This is a genomic window from Pseudomonas sp. NFACC39-1 (assembly GCF_900110355.1).
In the GTDB taxonomy this organism is placed as follows: domain Bacteria; phylum Pseudomonadota; class Gammaproteobacteria; order Pseudomonadales; family Pseudomonadaceae; genus Aquipseudomonas; species Aquipseudomonas tehranensis.
The window spans coordinates 243,406-260,237 of record NZ_FODL01000002.1; the positions used below are offsets into that span (position 1 = coordinate 243,406).

The window sequence follows — 16,832 nt, forward strand, 5'->3', positions numbered from 1 at the left end:
ATGTTGGATTCAGCATTTTTGGGGGCCGCTTCGCGCCCCAGCGGGGATAAATCCCCTCGCCACAGGATTTGGAGTGGTTATGGGTGATCGGCACGACTATGTGGCCCTGGAGTGGGTCAAGGGCGAGATTGCCGAAACGCTGAAGCAGGCCCATCTGGCGCTCAATCGCCTGGTGGACGACCCGCAGGCGGCGGATGCCCTCGCGCATTGCCTGGCGTGCATTCATCAGGTGCACGGCGGCCTGCAGATGGTCGAGTTCTATGGTGCCGCGCTGCTGGCCGAGGAGATGGAACAGCTATGCGTCGCCCTGCAGGACAACCGCATCGCCCATCGCGACGAAGCCATCAGTCTGTTGAGCCAGGCCCTTGGGCAGTTGCCGATCTATCTGGACCGCATACAAGGCGCCCGCCGCGACCTGCCGTTGGTGGTGCTGCCATTGATCAATGATTTGCGCAGCGCCCGGGGCGAGAGTCTGTTGTCGGAGACCAGCCTGTTCAGTCCAGAGTTACCGCTGATCGCGCCGCTCAGTGACGAGGCCTTGAAGCGGCTCGAACCGCCTGACCTGCCAAACACCTTGCGCAAACTGCGCCAGACCCTGCAAGTGGCCCTGGTGGGGCTGTTGCGCGAACAGGACGACGCCACCCATCTCGGTTATCTGGCCAAAGTCTTCCACCGTCTGGAAGGGCTGTGCGCCGCAGCACCGCTCAATGCGTTGTGGCAGGTGGCGTCGGCCCTGGTCGAAGGCATGCGCGAGGGGCGTATCGCCAATAGCCCGGCGCTGCGCAGCTTGTTCAAGGAAGCGGACAAGGAACTCAAGCGACTGTTGGACCAGGGCCTGCAGGGCATCAATCAACCGGCGCCGCCACAGTTGCTGACGAGTTTGTTGTTCTATATTGCCAAGGCCGAACATCCCAGCGGGCAGATGCAGATCATGAAAGAACGCTACTCACTGGACGACGCGCTGCCCGACAGCGCCATGGTCGACGAAGAACGCGCACGCCTGGCCGGACCGGACCGCGATGCCATGCGCTCGGTGCTCGCCGCACTCTGCGAAGAGCTGGTGCGGGTCAAGGAACGGCTCGACCTGTTCGTGCGCAGTGACCGCCAGCACGCCTCGGAGCTGGACAGCCTGCTGGCGCCCCTGCGACAGATCGCCGACACCCTGGCGGTGCTCGGCTTCGGTCAGCCGCGAAAAGTGATCATCGATCAATTGGCGGTGGTCCTGAGCCTCGCCCAGGGTCATCGCGAGCCGGATGACGCGACGCTCATGGATGTCGCCGGGGCCTTGCTCTACGTCGAGGCCACCCTGGCCGGCATGGTCGGCACTGTCGAGCCTGAGAGCCCTGAAGACAGTCACCTGCCCACCACAGACCTGACCCAGATCCATCAGATCGTCATCAAGGAAGCCCACACCTGCCTGCAACAGGCCAAGGACATGATCGTCGACTACATCGACGCCGACTGGAACAGCGAGCAACTGCAAGCGCTACCGGCGTTGCTGACCCAGGTGCGCGGTGCCCTGGCGATGATCCCCTTGAGCCGCGCCGCCAGCCTTGTGGAGGCGTGCAATGGTTTCATTCGCGAGCATCTGCTGTTGGAGCACGCCCAGCCGGGTTGGGAAGAACTCGATCACCTGGCCGACGTCATCACCGGCCTCGAATACTATTTGGAGCGTTTGAGCGAAGACCCGGAAACGCCCGGCGAACCCTTGTTGGACGTGGTCGAGCGCAGCCTGGGTGCCCTCGGTTATTTCCCCGACGAAGCCCGGGTGCCGTTGCTTGACGATGTGCTGAGCCCTAACGAGGCTCAGGTCATGCAAGACTTGCAGGAGCTCGATGACCCGCAGACCGTGCAGTCCTTGGCCCAAGTGCTGGCCAGCCCGGTCTCGGCGGTCAACCCGCCGGCCCGGAGCACGCCGGGTAGCCTGCTGCCGCCGCCGCTGGACGAGCATCCGGTGGACGACGAGCTGCGCGAGGTCTTCCTTGAAGAAGCCGACGAGGTGCTCGACGTTCTGCGCGAATACCTGCCGCGCTGGGCCGCTCACCCTGACGACCATGGCGCCCTGGCCGAACTGCGCAGGGCCTTCCATACCCTCAAGGGCAGCGGTCGGATGGTGCGGGCGTTGGTCTTGGGTGAGCTGGCCTGGGCCGTGGAAAACCTGCTTAACCGGGTGCTGGAGCGCAGTGTTGAGCCGGGTTCTGCGGTCCGGCAGTTGCTCGATGACACGGTGCAGTTGCTACCGGCCCTGGTGAGCGAGTTTGCAGACAACCGTCAGCGTCAGCGCGACGATGTCGACCGTCTGGCCGCCCGTGCCCATGCACTGGCAAAGGGCGTCGATGAGGATGAAGACGCCCAGGATGTCGCCGCCCTCGACCCGTTGTTGCTGAAGATATTCGACAACGAAGCCCAGGGTCACCTTGCCAGCCTCTATCGCTTTCTCGATCAGGCCGCCGAACACTTGCCGCTGCAGGCCAACGACGAATTGCAGCGAGCCTTGCATACCCTCAAAGGCAGCGCATCAATGGCCGGCGTGTTGCCGATTGCCGAGCTGGCCGGCGCGATGGACCAGTTGGCCCGGGAATACAAGGCGCACCTGATCGCCCTCGATCTTGATGAAATTGAATTGCTGCTGGAGGCCGAGGGTCTGTTGCGTCTGGGTTTGCGTCAGTTGCATGGTGACCCCCTGGCGCCGATTCCCGGCGCCGAAGCGCTGATCCAGCGAACCCAAACGCTGTTGACCGAGCGCCTGCAAACGGCCCTCAGTGCACCGGACAAAGGCTTGCGGACCAAGCGCGATCCACAACTGATCAACAACTTCCTCGCACAGGGCATGGATATCCTGCTCGACGCCGAAAACCTGTTGCGCCGTTGGCAGCAGCACCCCGGCGAAGGCCAGGAGCTCAGTGCACTGCTGGACGAGCTGACCACCCTCGGCGAAGGCGCGCACCTGGCCGACTTGCACCCGGTGGACGAGCTCTGTGAGGCCTTGCTCGATCTCTACGGTGCGGTGGAAGAAAGCAGCCTGGCAGTCAGCGACGTGTTTTTCCAGGAAGCGCAGCGCGCCCATGAAGCCTTGATCGACATGCTCGATGAACTGGCCGCCGGGCAACATGTGCATTCACAGCCCGAACGGGTGCAGGCCCTGCGCGGCTTGCTCCAGGAGAGCCTGGACCCATCCGCCACCGGACTGATCCGCAGCGACGGCAGCCGCACCCTGAGCATCCGCGAACTGGGTAACGCGACAGCTGAACTGCAGCGCAGCGCCCCTGCTGAGACCTCAGTGGACGACGACATTGCCTCGATCTTCCTCGAAGAGGCACAGGACATCCTCGAAAGCGCCGCCCAAGCCCTGCAACGATGGCTGTCCGACCCGGACAACGCGGCGCCGCTGTCTTCGTTACAACGGGACTTGCACACCCTCAAGGGCGGCGCACGAATGGCCGATATCCGGCCGGTGAGCGACCTGGCCCAGGAGCTGGAAAATCTCTACGAAGGGCTGGTGGACCGCCGTTACAGCCACAGCGAGGAACTCGAGCAACTGCTCAGCAGCAGTCACGAACGCCTCGACCTGCTGCTCGGGCAGTTGCAGCAGGGCCAGCCGTTGGGCGATCCCGTTGCGCTGATCGACGCCATTCGCCGGTTCCGTCAGGACAAGCCGAACGCAATCGAAACGGGCGGTTCGCCCTCCGGCGACGTGGCCGGGCATGATCCTGAATTACTGGAAATCTTCCTCGAAGAAGGTTTCGACATTCTCGACAGCGCAGGCTCAGCGCTGCTGCGCTGGCAGGACGAACCGTCGAACCGCCAAGCCCTGGAAACGCTGTTGCGCGATTTGCACACCCTCAAGGGGGGGGCGCGGATGGTGGAAATCGTACCCATCGGCGACCTGGCCCATGAGCTGGAAAATCTTTATGAAGGCTTGTCGGCGGGGCTGCTCCAACCGACGCCAGCGCTGTTCGCCTTGTTGCAAAGCAGCCATGACCGGCTGGCGCAGATGCTCGATGCGGTACGCGCCGGCCACCCATGCCCCCTTGCCGACCGGCTGATCGCGCAGATCCAGGCGGTGAATCATCCGCAGGACAGCGAGGCGCCCAAAGTCGTCTCCGCGCCGGAACCGGCCCCGACCCCACCGCCTGCCCCCACAAGGCCTGAGGCTGGCAGCCCGAGCGACGGCGCGGACATGGTCAAGGTCTCCGCCGAACTGCTCGACGATCTGGTGAACCTGGCTGGGGAAACCTCGATTTTCCGTGGGCGTATCGAACAGCAGGTCAACGACGCGCGCGTGGCCTTGGGCGAAATGGAAACCACCATCGAGCGCATGCGCGACCAGTTGCGCCGTCTTGATACCGAAACCCAGGGCCGGATCCTCAGTCGCCAGCAGGTCGAGGCCGAGCGCCTGGGCTACGAAGAGTTCGACCCGCTGGAGATGGACCGGCATTCCCAGTTGCAGCAATTGTCCCGGGCGCTGTTCGAATCGGCCTCGGACTTGCTCGATCTCAAGGAAACCCTCGAACGCAGTAATCACGACGCTGAGAACCTGCTGCAACAGCAGGGGCGCGTCAACACCGTCCTCCAGGAAGGTCTGATGCGCACGCGCATGGTGCCGTTCGAGCGCATGTTGCCGCGCCTCAAGCGCATCGTGCGGCAAGTGGCGCAGGAGTTGGGCAAGGACGTGGAGTTCGTGGTTGGCAATGCTGAAGGCGAAATGGACCGTAGCGTGCTGGAGCGCATGGTCGCGCCCTTGGAGCACATGCTGCGCAACGCCGTCGACCACGGCCTGGAGCCGGCCGACGTGCGCATCGCTGCCGGCAAACCGGCCCGGGGGCGCATCAGCCTAGACCTGTCCCGGGAAGGTAGCGACATCATTTTCGACATTCGCGACGACGGCGCCGGCGTGCCTCTGGATGCGGTGCGTAGCAAAGCGATCAAGCGTGGCCTGCTGGCACCGGACAGCGACATCAGCGACCGCGACGTACTGCAATTCATCTTGCAGCCGGGCTTTTCCACCGCCGAAAAAATCACCCAGATTTCCGGGCGCGGCGTCGGCATGGACGTGGTCCATGAAGAGGTACGGCAACTGGGCGGCAGCATGGTCATCGACTCCACGCCAGGGCAGGGCGTGCATTTCCGCATTCGCCTGCCGCTTACCGTGGCGGTGAACCGGGCGTTGATGGTGCAATGTCATGAAGATCAGTACGCGATCCCACTGAACACCATCGAAAGTATCGTCCGGGTGTTGCCCGCTGAACTGGATGGCTATTACCAGCTCGACCCGCCGACCTACACCTACGCCGGGCAACGCTATGAGCTGTGCTACCTGGGTGAGCTATTGAAAACCGGCGCTCGCCCGAAACTGTTGGGTCAGAGCCAACCGTTGCCGGTGCTGCTGATGCAATGCAACGAGCGGCATATCGCGGTGCAAGTGGACGCTACCGCCGGGACCCGGGAGATCGTGGTCAAGAGCCTCGGCCCGCAATTTTCGGCGGTGCAGGGCTTGTCGGGGGCGACGATTCTGGGCGATGGCCGGGTGGTGTTGATTCTCGACTTGTTGGCGCCGATCCGCGCCTTGCCTCATCAGGTCCCACGCCGCCCGGCAGCGGCGCAAGACGAGGGCGAGCACTCGCGACCATTGCTGGTGCTGGTGGTGGACGACTCGGTGACGGTCCGCAAGGTCACCAGTCGCCTGCTGGAGCGCCACGGCATGCACGTGCTCACCGCCAAGGACGGCGTGGATGCCATGGCGCTGCTGGCCGAACACTCCCCCGATCTGATGTTGCTGGACATCGAAATGCCGCGCATGGACGGCTTCGAAGTGGCCACGCAAGTACGCAATGACCCGCGCCTGGCCCACCTGCCGATCATCATGATCACCTCCCGCACGGGCCAGAAACACCGCGACCGCGCCATGGCCATCGGCGTCAACGACTACCTGGGCAAGCCGTACCAGGAATCGGTGCTGCTCGACAGCATCGCCCGCTGGAGCAAAACCCATGCATGACCTTCACCCGCGCACCGGGCACATCACCGGGTTGCTGCTACCCCTGGCCGACCGGCACCTGATTTTGCCCAACGTGGCCGTGGCCGAGCTGATCGACTACCAGAGCAGCACGTTCGATATCGACACTCCGCCGTGGTTTCTGGGTTGGGTGAGCTGGCGCGAACGGCAAATCCCGTTGCTGAGCTTCGAGTCGGCCTGCGGCCAGAAAACCGTGATCGGCGAGCGTGCGCGCATCGTCGTGCTCAATGCCCTGGGTGGGCGCCCGGAGTTGCGTTTCATTGCGTTGCTGGTCCAGGGTATCCCGCGGTCCTACAAACTCGACACCCAACTGAGCTACGTCGATGTACCGCTGTGTGGGCTGGAACAGGCGGCGGTGCAAGTGGGCGAGCATGTGGCGAAGGTGCCGGACTTGTTGGCGTTGGAAGAGTTGGTCGTGGCCTCTGGATTGGCAAAAAACTAGGTCAGACAGGGTACTTGTGGGGGCGGGCTTGCTCGCGAAGTCGGCCTGATAGCCGGCCAGGGTTTTGTTGACTGAGTACATATCCATTGCTGCGGAACCGTCAGCAACCGTTACCGCAGCAACGGATATACACACAAAACTTAAGTAAGCAGCCCCAAGGCATTAAACCCTGAACCGCCCCACCAACGTCTGTAAATGAACCCCCAACCGCGCCAGTTCAGCGCTCGAAGCGGCCGTCTCTTCACTGGACGACGCAGTTTGCTCCGACACATCGCGCACATTCAGCACACTGCGGTTGATCTCTTCGGCCACGGCACTCTGCTGCTCGGCCGCAGCGGCGATCTGCTGGTTCATCGACTGAATGGCCGAGACCGTGCGGGTGATGTTTTCCAGGGATCCACCGGCGCGGCGGGTCAGTTCGACGCTGTTGTCGGTCAGGCTGCGGCTGTTGTCCATGATGGTCGCGACCTGCTCGGTGCCCGACTGCAGGCCGACGATCAGTTCTTCAATTTCTTCAGTGGACTTCTGAGTGCGCTGGGCCAGGCTACGGACCTCGTCAGCCACCACCGCGAAGCCACGTCCGGCCTCGCCTGCACGGGCCGCTTCGATGGCTGCGTTGAGGGCCAGCAGGTTGGTTTGCTGGGCTACGGATTTGATCACGTCCAGCACGCTGCCGATCTTGTCGCTCTCACGCTTGAGGTCGCCCATGGCTGCGGTGGAGTTACCCACTTCGAGGGCCAGGCGTTCGATCTGGGCGATGGCTTCACCGACCACTTTTTCACCCTCGCGTGCCTGCTGGTCAGCCGCGACGGCCGCTTCGGAGGCTTCCTCGGCATTGCGCGCCACTTCCTGCACCGTGGCGGTCATTTCGTGCATGGCGGTGGCGACCTGGTCGGTTTCCACTTTCTGGCTGTTGACCCCGGCGCTGGTCTGTTCGGTCACGGCCGAGAGTTGTTCGGCGGCGCTGGCGATTTGCGTCACGCCGTCGCTGATACCGCCGATCAATTGCCGCAGGCCCACGGTCATGCTCTGCATGGCGCGCTGTAGCTGGCCCAGTTCGTCGCGGCGCTCGGAGGTGAGGTTGTGGGTCAGGTCGCCCGCGGCAATGCGCTCAGCGACTTTGAGGGTCTGGTCCAGCGGGCCGACGATCTGCCGGGTGATGACCAATGCGGCGATCACGCCGAACAACATGGCCAGCACGGCAGCCGACACCAGAACGGTCTTGGCCTGGGCGGCGTCGTGATCGCGCACGGCGGTCTGGGACACGGTCAGGCTTTTGCTGGACTCAAGCAATACTTCGCCCTGCTCGGTCATGCGCTTGAGCGCCGCGGCGGTATCAAGCTGGGAATCGCGGAACTGGCTGACCGCTGAACGGTAGGCGTTGATCGAATCGCTGGCCTGCTGCAGGTTGGCGGAGTGCTCCTCAGGCAACTGCGCCGGCAGGCGTGCGAGAAGTTTGAGGGCATCGGTAATGGCGTCAAGGGCCGGTTGCTGGGCTTCGTTCTTGCCGCTGTAGGTGTAGCCGCGAACCTGATAGCGCGCTTGCTGAATCGCCTTGCTCAGGGAGACCACGTTGTTGAATTGGGCGATGTTCTCGCTTTGCAGCATCGCTTTCTCCACGTCGGCGATCCGTGCCACGGCGTTGTCGGCACTGGCGCCGAGTTTGCTGCGGGCATCTTCGCGGCTGACGGTGGCATTGGCCATCTCGGCGAAGGCGCTCTTGTACTCGGCCACTGCGGCCAGTTGTTTGTCGATCAGCGCCACGTCGGCCGGCTGCTCGATCATCTGGCGAGCGGCAGTCAGGCCTGCCTCGAGTTTGGCGAGCAGATCGTTGACTTCCTGCGGACCGTTCTCGCCCCGCGTGGTGTAGTAGTCCAGGCGCGCCAGGCGCAGGTCCTTGCTCAATTCGTTCAGGCTGGAAATGTAGCCCAGCTTGTCGCCGCGGCTGATGACATTACCCAGGCCGCTCCAGCCGGTGAAAGCGATCATCAAGGTTAGAAACAGCACCAGACCGAAGCCGAAGCCGAGTTTGCGATTGACGCTTACATTTCCCAGACCCTGGGTAAGCATTCGGAACATGCTGATTTTCTCCCTTGCTGTGTTGAATTGGTTTTATGGGAGCTGTATCGGCGGCACGGGAGGGATCTATAGAAAATAGGAGTCGTTTGGTCGGCGTGGCGAGGGAGCTTGCTCCCGTTCGGCTGTAGGCGCTGTCGAGTACAACGAGGCTGCGCTCTTGTTCCGGACAGTTAAGTCGCAAGCGAACGATTAAATCAAAAGATCGTCCGAACGCGGCCCGAGGCTTCGCCAGCTCCTACCAAGCGCTCTCGCCACAGACCTCAGAACAGCCGGGCAAGCAACGCGGTGACGGCGGTTTCGACACGCAGGATACGTTCGCCCAGTTGTACCGGTTGCAGTCCGGCCTTGGCCAGCAGGTCAATTTCGTAAGGAATCCAGCCGCCTTCGGGGCCGATGGCCAGGGTCACGGGTTCGTTCAGCGCGCGAGGGCAGGGGGGGTAGTTCCCTGGATGACCGACCAGACCGCGGGTGCCGTTCGCCATGGCCGGCAGACGGTCTTCAACGAAGGGCTTGAAGCGCTTTTCGATGATGATCTCTGGCAGCACACTGTCGCGCGCCTGTTCCAGGCCAAGGATCAGTTGTTCGCGAATCGCCTCGGGCTCCAGGAACGGGGTCTGCCAGAAGCTCTTTTCCACGCGGTAGCTGTTGACCAGCACCACGCGCGGCACGCCCATGCTGGCGATGGTCTGGAACACCCGCCGGAGCATCTTCGGTCGAGGCAGGGCCAGCACCAGTGTCAGCGGCAGCTTGGCCGGCGCAGGTTGGTCGAGTGTCACTTGCAGTTCGGCTTCGCGGGCTTCCAGGCGCAGTACCTGGGCCGTGCCCATCAACCCGCCGATGCGCCCGACCCGCAGGCTGTCACCGACGGCGCTGCGGTGCACTTGCTGCATGTGGGTCAAGCGGCGATCGCTCAGCACGACGCGGTCAGGCCCGATGAAGTCGGCCTCTTCAAGCAGCAGCAGGTTCACGCTTGGGTCGCTGGCGGCTGGTCGTTATGGTCGTCGACCGGCTGATCGTCTGCGTCTTCCCGGCGCTTGCGCACCAGACCGCCGAACAGGATGCCGATCTCGAACAGCAGCCACATCGGCACGGCCAGCAGGGTCTGGGAGAAGATGTCCGGCGGGGTCAGGATCATGCCGACCACGAAGCAGCCGATGATCACGTACGGACGGATTTTCTTCAGGTACGCAACGTTGACCACGCCGATCCACACCAGCAGCACTACCGCCACCGGGATCTCGAACGCCACGCCGAAGGCGAAGAACAGCGTCATGACGAAATCCAGGTAGCTGGCGATGTCGGTCATCATTTCCACGCCCGCGGGAGTGGCGGCGGCAAAGAACTTGAAGATCAACGGGAATACGAAGAAGTAGGCGAAAGCCATGCCGGTGTAGAACAGCAGAATGCTGGACACCAGCAGCGGCACGGCGATGCGTTTTTCATGCTTGTACAGGCCTGGCGCGATGAAGCCCCAGATCTGGTGCAGGATCACCGGGATCGCCAGGAACAACGAGACCATCATTGTCAGCTTGAGCGGCGTCAGGAACGGTGACGATACGTCGGTGGCGATCATCGTCGCGCCTTCCGGCAGGTACTGGCGCAGCGGAGTGGAAACGAAGGTGTAGATCTGTTGGGTGAAGGCAAACAGCCCGGCGAAGATGACGAAAATCGCCGCCACGCAACGCAACAGGCGGGTGCGCAACTCGGTGAGGTGCGATACCAGCGGCATCGGCTGGTCGTTTTCAGGAATATCGCTCATGGGGCTCGCGGCGGCAAAGTAGGGTCGTTAGGAACGGCTGGTGCTGCCACTGTCGGGGCGGGCTCCACGGGTTTCGCGGGCGCAGATACCACAGGCGGCGCGTCATCCACTGGCGCCTGGGGGGCAATCGTCGGCTCGACCGCCGGCTGAACCGGTGTCGGCTCCTGCTGGGTCGGGGTGAAGATTTTCCGCGCTTCCTGCTCCAAAGACAGAATGTGTTCGTTGTGCAGTTGCCGACGAATGTCGTCGGCCCCGATTTCACGTTCAACTTCCTGTTTGATCGCATTGAAGCTGCGCTTGAGCCGCCCGACCCAAAGGCCGGCGGTGCGCGCAGCGCCCGGCAGCCGCTCGGGGCCCAGCACCAGCAGGGCGACGAGGCCGACGAGCAGCAGTTCAGTGAAGCTGATCCCAAACATTAGTCAGTGCTCACGAGTCTTTGCGGGCCGGCTCTTCGACTTTCTGTGCCTGCACATCGATGGTGTGCGGGGCATTCACAGGTTGAGTGGCCTGTGGGTGTACCGGTTGGCTCGGCTGCGCTGGTTGAGCGGGCGTCGCTGCCGGGTCGGCGGGTTTTTCGTCGTCATTCATGGCCTTGCGGAAGCCCTTGATCGACTCGCCAACATCAGTGCCCAGGTTCTTGAGTTTCTTGGTGCCGAATACCAGTACCACGACCACCAGAATGACGACCCAGTGTTTCCAGTCAAAAATACCCATGTGGCTATTCCTCTCGTAAGTTGATCAGGCGGACGGACGCGAGGCTTTCTCGACGTGCCCGGACAGACCGAAGCGACGGTCCAGTTCATCCAGTACAGCCTGCGGGTGCTGCCCCAGCTGGGCAAGCATGACCAGGCTATGGAACCACAGGTCGGCGGTCTCGTAGATCACGTCACTGCAGTCACCGCTGATGGCGGCGTCCTTGGCGGCGATGATGGTCTCGACCGACTCTTCACCGACCTTTTCCAGAATCTTGTTCAAACCCTTGTGGTACAGGCTGGCGACATAGGAGCTGTCGGCCGCTGCGCCTTTGCGCTCTTCCAGCACCTGGGCCAGGCGGGTCAGGGTGTCACTCATGGGTATGTCCTGAATAAATGGCATGCGGGTCCTTGAGCACCGGGTCGACGGTTTTCCAGTCGCCGTTCTCGAAGACGCGATAGAAGCAGCTTTGACGGCCGGTGTGGCAGGCGATCTCACCGACCTGCTCGACCATCAGGATGATGACGTCGCCGTCGCAGTCCAGGCGCATCTCGTGCAGGTGCTGCACGTGCCCGGACTCTTCACCCTTGCGCCACAGCTTGCCACGGGAACGTGACCAATAGATGGCGCGGTTCTCGGCGGCGGTCAGGGCCAGCGCTTCGCGGTTCATCCAGGCCATCATCAGCACGCGCCCGGTCTTGTGATCCTGGGCGATGGCCGGCACCAGGCCGTCCGCGTCCCATTTGATCTCGTCCTGCCAGTTTTTCATCTTGGGTCCTGGAGCAGCGGCAAGCTTTGAGCTTCAAGCTGCAAGTAAAAGCAATTCTGTGTTGTGTTGTGTTGCGTTGATAGGTTCAACCCATGAACTTGCGGCTTGCAGCTTATCGCTTGTGGCTGATTCCTGCTATCGACGTACGACCAGATACAAACCAACGATGACCATGACCCCGGCGGGCCAGTGACCCAACTGGCTCAGCGGGCCCCCGCTCGCCAGCACTGCACCACCCCCCAGGTGAGCGGCGCCGAGCAGGCGCAGGAACCAGTCGTCCTTGCGCTGCTTCCACGGTGGCGCGGGGTCGTGGGCGTGAGGTTGGGACATGCGTTCGAGCAGGTCGCGGGTCATGTTGGCCAGGTGCGGGATCTGCTCGAACTGGCTCTGCACGTTGCCCAGCAGGGTCTTGGGGCTCACGCGTTCGCGCATCCAGCGTTCGAGGAAGGGCTGGGCGGTGTTCCACAGGTCCAGGTCCGGGTACAACTGGCGACCGAGGCCTTCGATGTTCAGCAAGGTTTTCTGCAACAGTACCAGCTGCGGCTGGACCTCCATGTTGAAGCGACGCGCGGTCTGGAACAGGCGCATCAGCACCTGGCCGAATGAAATATCTTTTAACGGTTTTTCGAAGATCGGTTCGCATACCGTGCGGATCGCCGCTTCGAATTCGTTGAGCTTGGTCTCCGCCGGCACCCAGCCAGAGTCGATGTGTAGTTGCGCGACGCGGCGGTAGTCGCGCTTGAAGAAGGCGAACAGGTTGCGGGCCAGGTAGTCTTGGTCTTCAGGGGTCAGGCTGCCGACGATGCCGCAGTCGATGGCAATGTATTGCGGGCTCCACGGTTGCACGGTGCTGACGAAGATGTTGCCCGGGTGCATGTCGGCGTGGAAGAAGCTGTCGCGGAACACTTGGGTGAAGAAAATTTCCACGCCGCGTTCGGCCAGCAGTTTCATGTCGGTGCGCTGGTCGGCCAGGGTGTCCAGGTCGGTCACCTGGATGCCGTAGATGCGCTCCATCACCAACACTTTCGGACGACACCAGTCCCAATAGACTTGCGGCACGTAGAGCAGCGGCGAGCCTTCGAAGTTACGCCGCAGTTGGCTGGCGTTGGCAGCCTCGCGCAGCAGGTCGAGTTCGTCATAGATGGTTTTTTCGTAGTCCTGGACCACGTCCACCGGGTGCAACAGGCGCGCATCGGCCGACAGCCGCTCGGCGGCCCGGGCGAGGATGAACAGCCACGCCAGGTCCTGGGCAATGATCGGCTTGAGGCCCGGGCGGATAACTTTCACCACCACTTCTTCGCCGCTTTTGAGCTGCGCAGCGTGAACCTGGGCCACGGAGGCCGAGGCCAACGGCTCGACGTCGAAACGGCTGAACACTTCGCTGATCTTCTTGCCCAGTTGCTCTTCGATCAGGGCCACCGACACCTTGGAATCGAACGGCGGCACGCGGTCTTGAAGCCTCATCAATTCATCGGCGATGTCTTCGGGCAGCAGATCGCGACGAGTCGAGAGGATCTGCCCGAACTTGATGAAGATCGGTCCCAGGTCCTGCAAGGCCAGGCGCAGGCGTGCGCCGCGACTCAGGTCCAGCGTTCGCCGGGGAAACCAGCGCCACGGCAGCACGAAGCGCAGCGCCAGTAAAAACCAGGGCAGCGGCAGGGCGAACAGCAGGTCATCGAGGCGATAGCGGATCACGACGCGCTGGATGCGCAACAAACGGCGGACGGCAAGCAGCTTCATGCGTTATCGCTTGGTTTCAAGGGAGCGGGAAAGGCGCTCGAAACGCGCCTCGAGACGTTCCAGGTCAAGTTTGATCTGGTCCAGTTCATTAAAGCGGGCGTCGGCTTCGCGTTGGCCTACGAGCGTACGCGATTCCTCGGCCAGGTATTCACTCAGATTCTGCCCCAGGCTGGCGAAGCCTTGGCGATACCAGCGAGTGCGGCTGCGCAGATGGCCACTGAGTAACTGAGTGGCCACCGGACCGAGCCAGCGGGAGACTTCATATTCCCAGTCCAGCTCCAGGTCCTGGAGAATCGCCGCCAGCTCCAGCAGTACGCCGCTGTCGCCGTCCAGTTCCACCTCAGGGCCATGCAGCACGGCGGTCTTGTCCTTGCTCAGGGCCAGGTTCACCAGGCTCGATGCCGGGGCGCGCAGGGTGCAGTGTGCCTCGGCTTCCCAGTGTGCGGCGAGCATCAGGCCTTCGTCGCTGGGCAGGATGAACAGCCGCAACGCCGGGCTGCGGCAATCCACAGCAATCACCTTGCCGCTCAAGTGCGCCAGGCGCGCAAGCACCGTACTGTCCAGGCGCAGGACGCGATTGACGCCGAGTTCGACGCTGGCGAGCAGGCCGGTGAGCAGCATCAGGGTTTGATACCGCGGTGCAGGGCCACGATGCCCGAGGTCATGTTGTGATAGGTCACACGATCGAAGCCTGCTTCGACCATCATCGACTTCAGGGTTTCCTGATCCGGGTGCATGCGGATCGATTCGGCCAGGTAGCGATAGCTTTCCGAGTCGTTGGTGATCAGCTTGCCCATCAGCGGCATGAAGGCGAACGAGTAGGCGTCGTAGGCCTTGGACATCAGCGCGTTGGTCGGTTTGGAGAATTCCAGCACCAGCAGGCGGCCGCCGGGCTTGAGTACGCGTAGCATCGAGCGCAGGGCGTCTTCCTTGTGGGTGACGTTACGCAGGCCGAAGGCGATGGTGACGCAGTCGAAATGGTTGTCAGGGAAGGGCAGCTTCTCGGCGTCGGCCTGGACGAACTCGACATTGCCGGCCACACCCAGGTCCAGCAGGCGGTCACGACCGACTTTGAGCATGGACTCGTTGATGTCGGCGAGCACCACCTGACCGGTCGGCCCGACAATGTGAGAGAACTTCTTCGTCAGGTCGCCCGTGCCGCCGGCGATGTCCAGCACCCGATTGCCGCTGCGCACACCCGACAGTTCGATCGCGAAACGCTTCCACAGACGGTGCATGCCACCCGAGAGCAGATCGTTCATCAAGTCATATTTGGCGGCTACCGAGTGGAAAACCTCAGCGACTTTTTCCGCCTTCTGGCTTTCCGGCACGTTCTTGAAGCCGAAGTGAGTGGTGGGTTCGGCATCGCTGCCTTTGCGCTGATCAGTCATATCGCTGTCACCAAAAAAGAATGCGGGACATTCTAATCCCGGTGGAGGGCTTTGTCTTGGCAAGCCTGAAGGTAAGATGAGCGACCGCCGGGACGTTTTGACGCAGCCAGGGTCAGAAACGTGCAGGCAAGTCCCGATAAAACAGGAGTCATCAGATGGCCCGTATAACAGTTGAGCGTGCCCATGGCCTGGGCAAGGAAGCGGCCCGCGCGAAAGCCGACCAGTTGGCGCAGAAACTGTCCGACAGCTATGGCCTGGAGCCGCAGTGGTCGGGCGACACGCTGAAGCTCAAGCGCTCCGGGGTCAAAGGCGAGGTGCATGTGGGCGAGGACTCGATCCGCGTCGATGTCGAACTGGGCCTGTTGATGTCGGCCATGAGCGGCACGATCAAGACGGAAATCGAAAAGGCGCTGGATAAGGCGTTGGCCTGAATTTAAAAGATCGCAGCCTGCGGCAGCGCCTACAGATGTACTCATTCCAATGTAGGAGCTGCCGCAGGCTGCGATCTTTCCCCAAGGCACCGCCGATTCATGTCAGTTGTTAGGGTGCCGTTTCTAATTATTGTCACTACTTTGTGCCTGAGCCCGACCGTGTACGGGCAGTTCCTCAAACCTGTTATCGAGTGAGGTGCACCATGGCCAAAGTTATTTTGAAGAAAAAAACCGACGTTGAATCTTCCACGCTCAGCGAGGTGAAAACGTACGCGCGCAAGATCTGGCTGGCGGGCCTGGGCGCCTACACCAAGGTCGGCCAGGAAGGCAGCGAGTACTTCCAGGAGTTGGTAAAAGCCGGTGAAGTTATTGAAACCAAAGGCAAAAAGAACATTGCCGGGAAACTTGAAGCGGCCAACAGCGAACTGATTGAAGCCAAGACCGACGTCAATACTTTCAAGGCGCGGGTTGAAGTACAACTCGATAAAGTCGAGAAGGTATTCGACGCCCGTGTTGCAAGTGCCTTGAATCGTATCGGCATTCCGTCTAAACATGACGTTGAGACACTCTCTGCTAAGCTCGATGAGCTGACGGCATTGCTTGAACGTGTCGCGCGTAAACATTAAGGAGAACGGGATGGCTGGCAAAAAAATCACCGAAAAAGAAGGCAGCTCGTGGGCCGGGAAGATTGAAAAATACTCCCGCAAAATCTGGCTTGCTGGTTTAGGCGTGTACTCGAAGATTGACACTGACGGCAGCAAACTCTTCGAGTCCCTGGTTAAGGACGGCGAGAAGGCCGAAAAACTCACCAAGACGGCGGTCGGCAAACAAGTCGATGCTGCCAAGGGCTCTGCCGAGTCCGCCAAGTCGCGAATCGGCGGCGTAAAAGATCGGGCGATGGGCAAATGGGACGAACTGGAAGGGGCTTTCGACAAGCGCCTGAACAGCGCGATCTCTCGTCTGGGCGTGCCGAGCCGCAATGAAGTCAAGGCGCTGCACAGCAAGGTCGACACCCTGACCAAGCAGATCGAAAAACTCACCGGTGCTAAGGTCGCGCCAGTGGCGGCCAAGACTGCGGCAGCCAAACCTGCCACCAAGACGGCAGCCAAGCCATTGGTCAAGGCCGCGGCGAAAGCCGTCGCTAAACCTGCGGCAAAAGCAGCGGCCAAGCCGGCGGCGAAAACCGCGGCAGCCAAACCTGCCGCCAAGGCAGCGGCCAAGCCGGTAGCAGCCAAACCCGCGACCAAAGCAGCCGCCAAGCCGGCTGCCAAAACCGCGGCCGCCAAACCTGCTGCCAAGCCTGCGGCAAAAGCGGCGGCCAAACCTGCCGCGGCGAAAAAGCCAGCGGTGAAAAAACCGGCCGCGGCAAAAGCTGCCGCACCGAAGGCACCGACTGCTGCCGCCAAACCGGCCACCCCGACGAGCCCAGCGAACTCCGCTTCGGCTCCGACCCCGGCGGCTACCCCGACCGCTGCGCCGGCTCCATCGACGCCTACCACCCAGTCCTGATTT

General features: G+C 62.1%; 14 protein-coding genes and 1 pseudogene. 5 read left to right on the forward strand and 10 right to left on the reverse strand.

Going from position 1 to position 16,832, the window contains the following annotated elements:
- Positions 1-79: 79 nt before the first annotated feature.
- Both BMY45_RS05455 and BMY45_RS05460 read left to right on the forward strand, forming a co-directional pair.
- Positions 80-5,998 (forward strand): Hpt domain-containing protein, encoded by a 5,919-nt coding sequence (locus BMY45_RS05455; RefSeq protein ID WP_092395478.1) that lies wholly within the window; start codon positions 80-82, stop codon positions 5,996-5,998.
- Positions 5,991-6,458, forward strand: coding sequence for a chemotaxis protein CheW (locus BMY45_RS05460; RefSeq protein WP_092395480.1), 468 nt, complete (start codon positions 5,991-5,993; stop codon positions 6,456-6,458). The genes BMY45_RS05455 and BMY45_RS05460 overlap by 8 nt, the downstream gene beginning before the upstream one ends.
- A gap of 162 nt (positions 6,459-6,620) precedes the next feature.
- Here the strand turns inward: BMY45_RS05460 and BMY45_RS05465 are convergent, their stop codons facing one another.
- The 10 genes and pseudogenes from BMY45_RS05465 to ubiE all read right to left on the reverse strand — a co-directional run bounded on the left by BMY45_RS05465 (position 6,621) and on the right by ubiE (position 14,889).
- Positions 6,621-8,528, reverse strand: a complete 1,908-nt coding sequence (locus tag BMY45_RS05465) for a methyl-accepting chemotaxis protein (RefSeq protein ID WP_371264089.1) — start codon at positions 8,526-8,528, stop codon at positions 6,621-6,623.
- Between the two features lie 269 nt (positions 8,529-8,797).
- A complete protein-coding gene (locus BMY45_RS05470; protein ID WP_092395484.1) occupies positions 8,798-9,505 on the reverse strand; it encodes a 16S rRNA (uracil(1498)-N(3))-methyltransferase in 708 nt (235 codons plus the stop codon).
- Positions 9,502-10,296 carry a twin-arginine translocase subunit TatC gene (tatC, locus tag BMY45_RS05475; protein WP_092395486.1) on the reverse strand — a complete coding sequence of 265 codons (795 nt, stop codon included), beginning with the start codon at positions 10,294-10,296 and terminating at the stop codon, positions 9,502-9,504. Before tatC ends, BMY45_RS05470 begins: the two co-directional genes overlap by 4 nt.
- Entirely contained in the window at positions 10,293-10,712 is a 420-nt protein-coding gene (gene tatB, locus BMY45_RS05480; protein ID WP_092395488.1) for a Sec-independent protein translocase protein TatB, read from the reverse strand. Before tatB ends, tatC begins: the two co-directional genes overlap by 4 nt.
- 10 nt (positions 10,713-10,722) lie before the next feature.
- Positions 10,723-11,010: a twin-arginine translocase TatA/TatE family subunit gene (locus BMY45_RS05485; protein ID WP_047225988.1), complete on the reverse strand. Its 288-nt coding sequence runs from the start codon at positions 11,008-11,010 to the stop codon at positions 10,723-10,725.
- Between the two features lie 24 nt (positions 11,011-11,034).
- Complete coding sequence (locus BMY45_RS05490; RefSeq protein WP_003186671.1) at positions 11,035-11,367, reverse strand: phosphoribosyl-ATP diphosphatase; 333 nt, start codon at positions 11,365-11,367, stop codon at positions 11,035-11,037.
- Positions 11,360-11,758, reverse strand: a complete 399-nt coding sequence (gene hisI / locus BMY45_RS05495; protein ID WP_003196931.1) for a phosphoribosyl-AMP cyclohydrolase — start codon at positions 11,756-11,758, stop codon at positions 11,360-11,362. Before hisI ends, BMY45_RS05490 begins: the two co-directional genes overlap by 8 nt.
- A gap of 135 nt (positions 11,759-11,893) precedes the next feature.
- Positions 11,894-13,498, reverse strand: a complete 1,605-nt coding sequence (gene ubiB, locus BMY45_RS05500) for a ubiquinone biosynthesis regulatory protein kinase UbiB (protein WP_092395490.1) — start codon at positions 13,496-13,498, stop codon at positions 11,894-11,896.
- Positions 13,495-14,119: pseudogene (locus tag BMY45_RS05505) on the reverse strand (SCP2 domain-containing protein). The gene ubiB and the pseudogene BMY45_RS05505 overlap by 4 nt, the downstream one beginning before the upstream one ends.
- A complete protein-coding gene (ubiE, locus tag BMY45_RS05510) occupies positions 14,119-14,889 on the reverse strand; it encodes a bifunctional demethylmenaquinone methyltransferase/2-methoxy-6-polyprenyl-1,4-benzoquinol methylase UbiE (RefSeq protein ID WP_047225985.1) in 771 nt (256 codons plus the stop codon). The pseudogene BMY45_RS05505 and the gene ubiE overlap by 1 nt, the downstream one beginning before the upstream one ends.
- Before the next feature lie 155 nt (positions 14,890-15,044).
- On the opposite strand from ubiE, the gene BMY45_RS05515 reads away from it, so the two are divergent.
- From BMY45_RS05515 to BMY45_RS05525, 3 genes are all read left to right on the forward strand, one after another.
- Complete coding sequence (locus tag BMY45_RS05515) at positions 15,045-15,320, forward strand: polyhydroxyalkanoic acid system family protein (protein WP_092395494.1); 276 nt, start codon at positions 15,045-15,047, stop codon at positions 15,318-15,320.
- A gap of 203 nt (positions 15,321-15,523) precedes the next feature.
- Positions 15,524-15,946 carry a phasin family protein gene (locus BMY45_RS05520; RefSeq protein ID WP_092395496.1) on the forward strand — a complete coding sequence of 141 codons (423 nt, stop codon included), beginning with the start codon at positions 15,524-15,526 and terminating at the stop codon, positions 15,944-15,946.
- A gap of 10 nt (positions 15,947-15,956) precedes the next feature.
- On the forward strand, positions 15,957-16,829 hold the full coding sequence (locus tag BMY45_RS05525) for a phasin family protein (protein WP_092395498.1): 873 nt from the start codon (positions 15,957-15,959) through the stop codon (positions 16,827-16,829).
- Positions 16,830-16,832 lie beyond the last annotated feature (3 nt).

Coding starts and splice junctions, on each gene's coding strand:
- BMY45_RS05455 (WP_092395478.1), top strand. CDS start 80: ATGGGTGATCGGCACGACTATGTGGCCCTGGAGTGGGTCAAGGGCGAG.
- BMY45_RS05460 (WP_092395480.1), top strand. CDS start 5,991: ATGCATGACCTTCACCCGCGCACCGGGCACATCACCGGGTTGCTGCTA.
- BMY45_RS05465 (WP_371264089.1), bottom strand. CDS start 8,528: ATGCTTACCCAGGGTCTGGGAAATGTAAGCGTCAATCGCAAACTCGGC.
- tatC (WP_092395486.1), bottom strand. CDS start 10,296: ATGAGCGATATTCCTGAAAACGACCAGCCGATGCCGCTGGTATCGCAC.
- tatB (WP_092395488.1), bottom strand. CDS start 10,712: ATGTTTGGGATCAGCTTCACTGAACTGCTGCTCGTCGGCCTCGTCGCC.
- BMY45_RS05485 (WP_047225988.1), bottom strand. CDS start 11,010: ATGGGTATTTTTGACTGGAAACACTGGGTCGTCATTCTGGTGGTCGTG.
- BMY45_RS05490 (WP_003186671.1), bottom strand. CDS start 11,367: ATGAGTGACACCCTGACCCGCCTGGCCCAGGTGCTGGAAGAGCGCAAA.
- hisI (WP_003196931.1), bottom strand. CDS start 11,758: ATGAAAAACTGGCAGGACGAGATCAAATGGGACGCGGACGGCCTGGTG.
- ubiB (WP_092395490.1), bottom strand. CDS start 13,498: ATGAAGCTGCTTGCCGTCCGCCGTTTGTTGCGCATCCAGCGCGTCGTG.
- ubiE (WP_047225985.1), bottom strand. CDS start 14,889: ATGACTGATCAGCGCAAAGGCAGCGATGCCGAACCCACCACTCACTTC.
- BMY45_RS05515 (WP_092395494.1), top strand. CDS start 15,045: ATGGCCCGTATAACAGTTGAGCGTGCCCATGGCCTGGGCAAGGAAGCG.
- BMY45_RS05520 (WP_092395496.1), top strand. CDS start 15,524: ATGGCCAAAGTTATTTTGAAGAAAAAAACCGACGTTGAATCTTCCACG.
- BMY45_RS05525 (WP_092395498.1), top strand. CDS start 15,957: ATGGCTGGCAAAAAAATCACCGAAAAAGAAGGCAGCTCGTGGGCCGGG.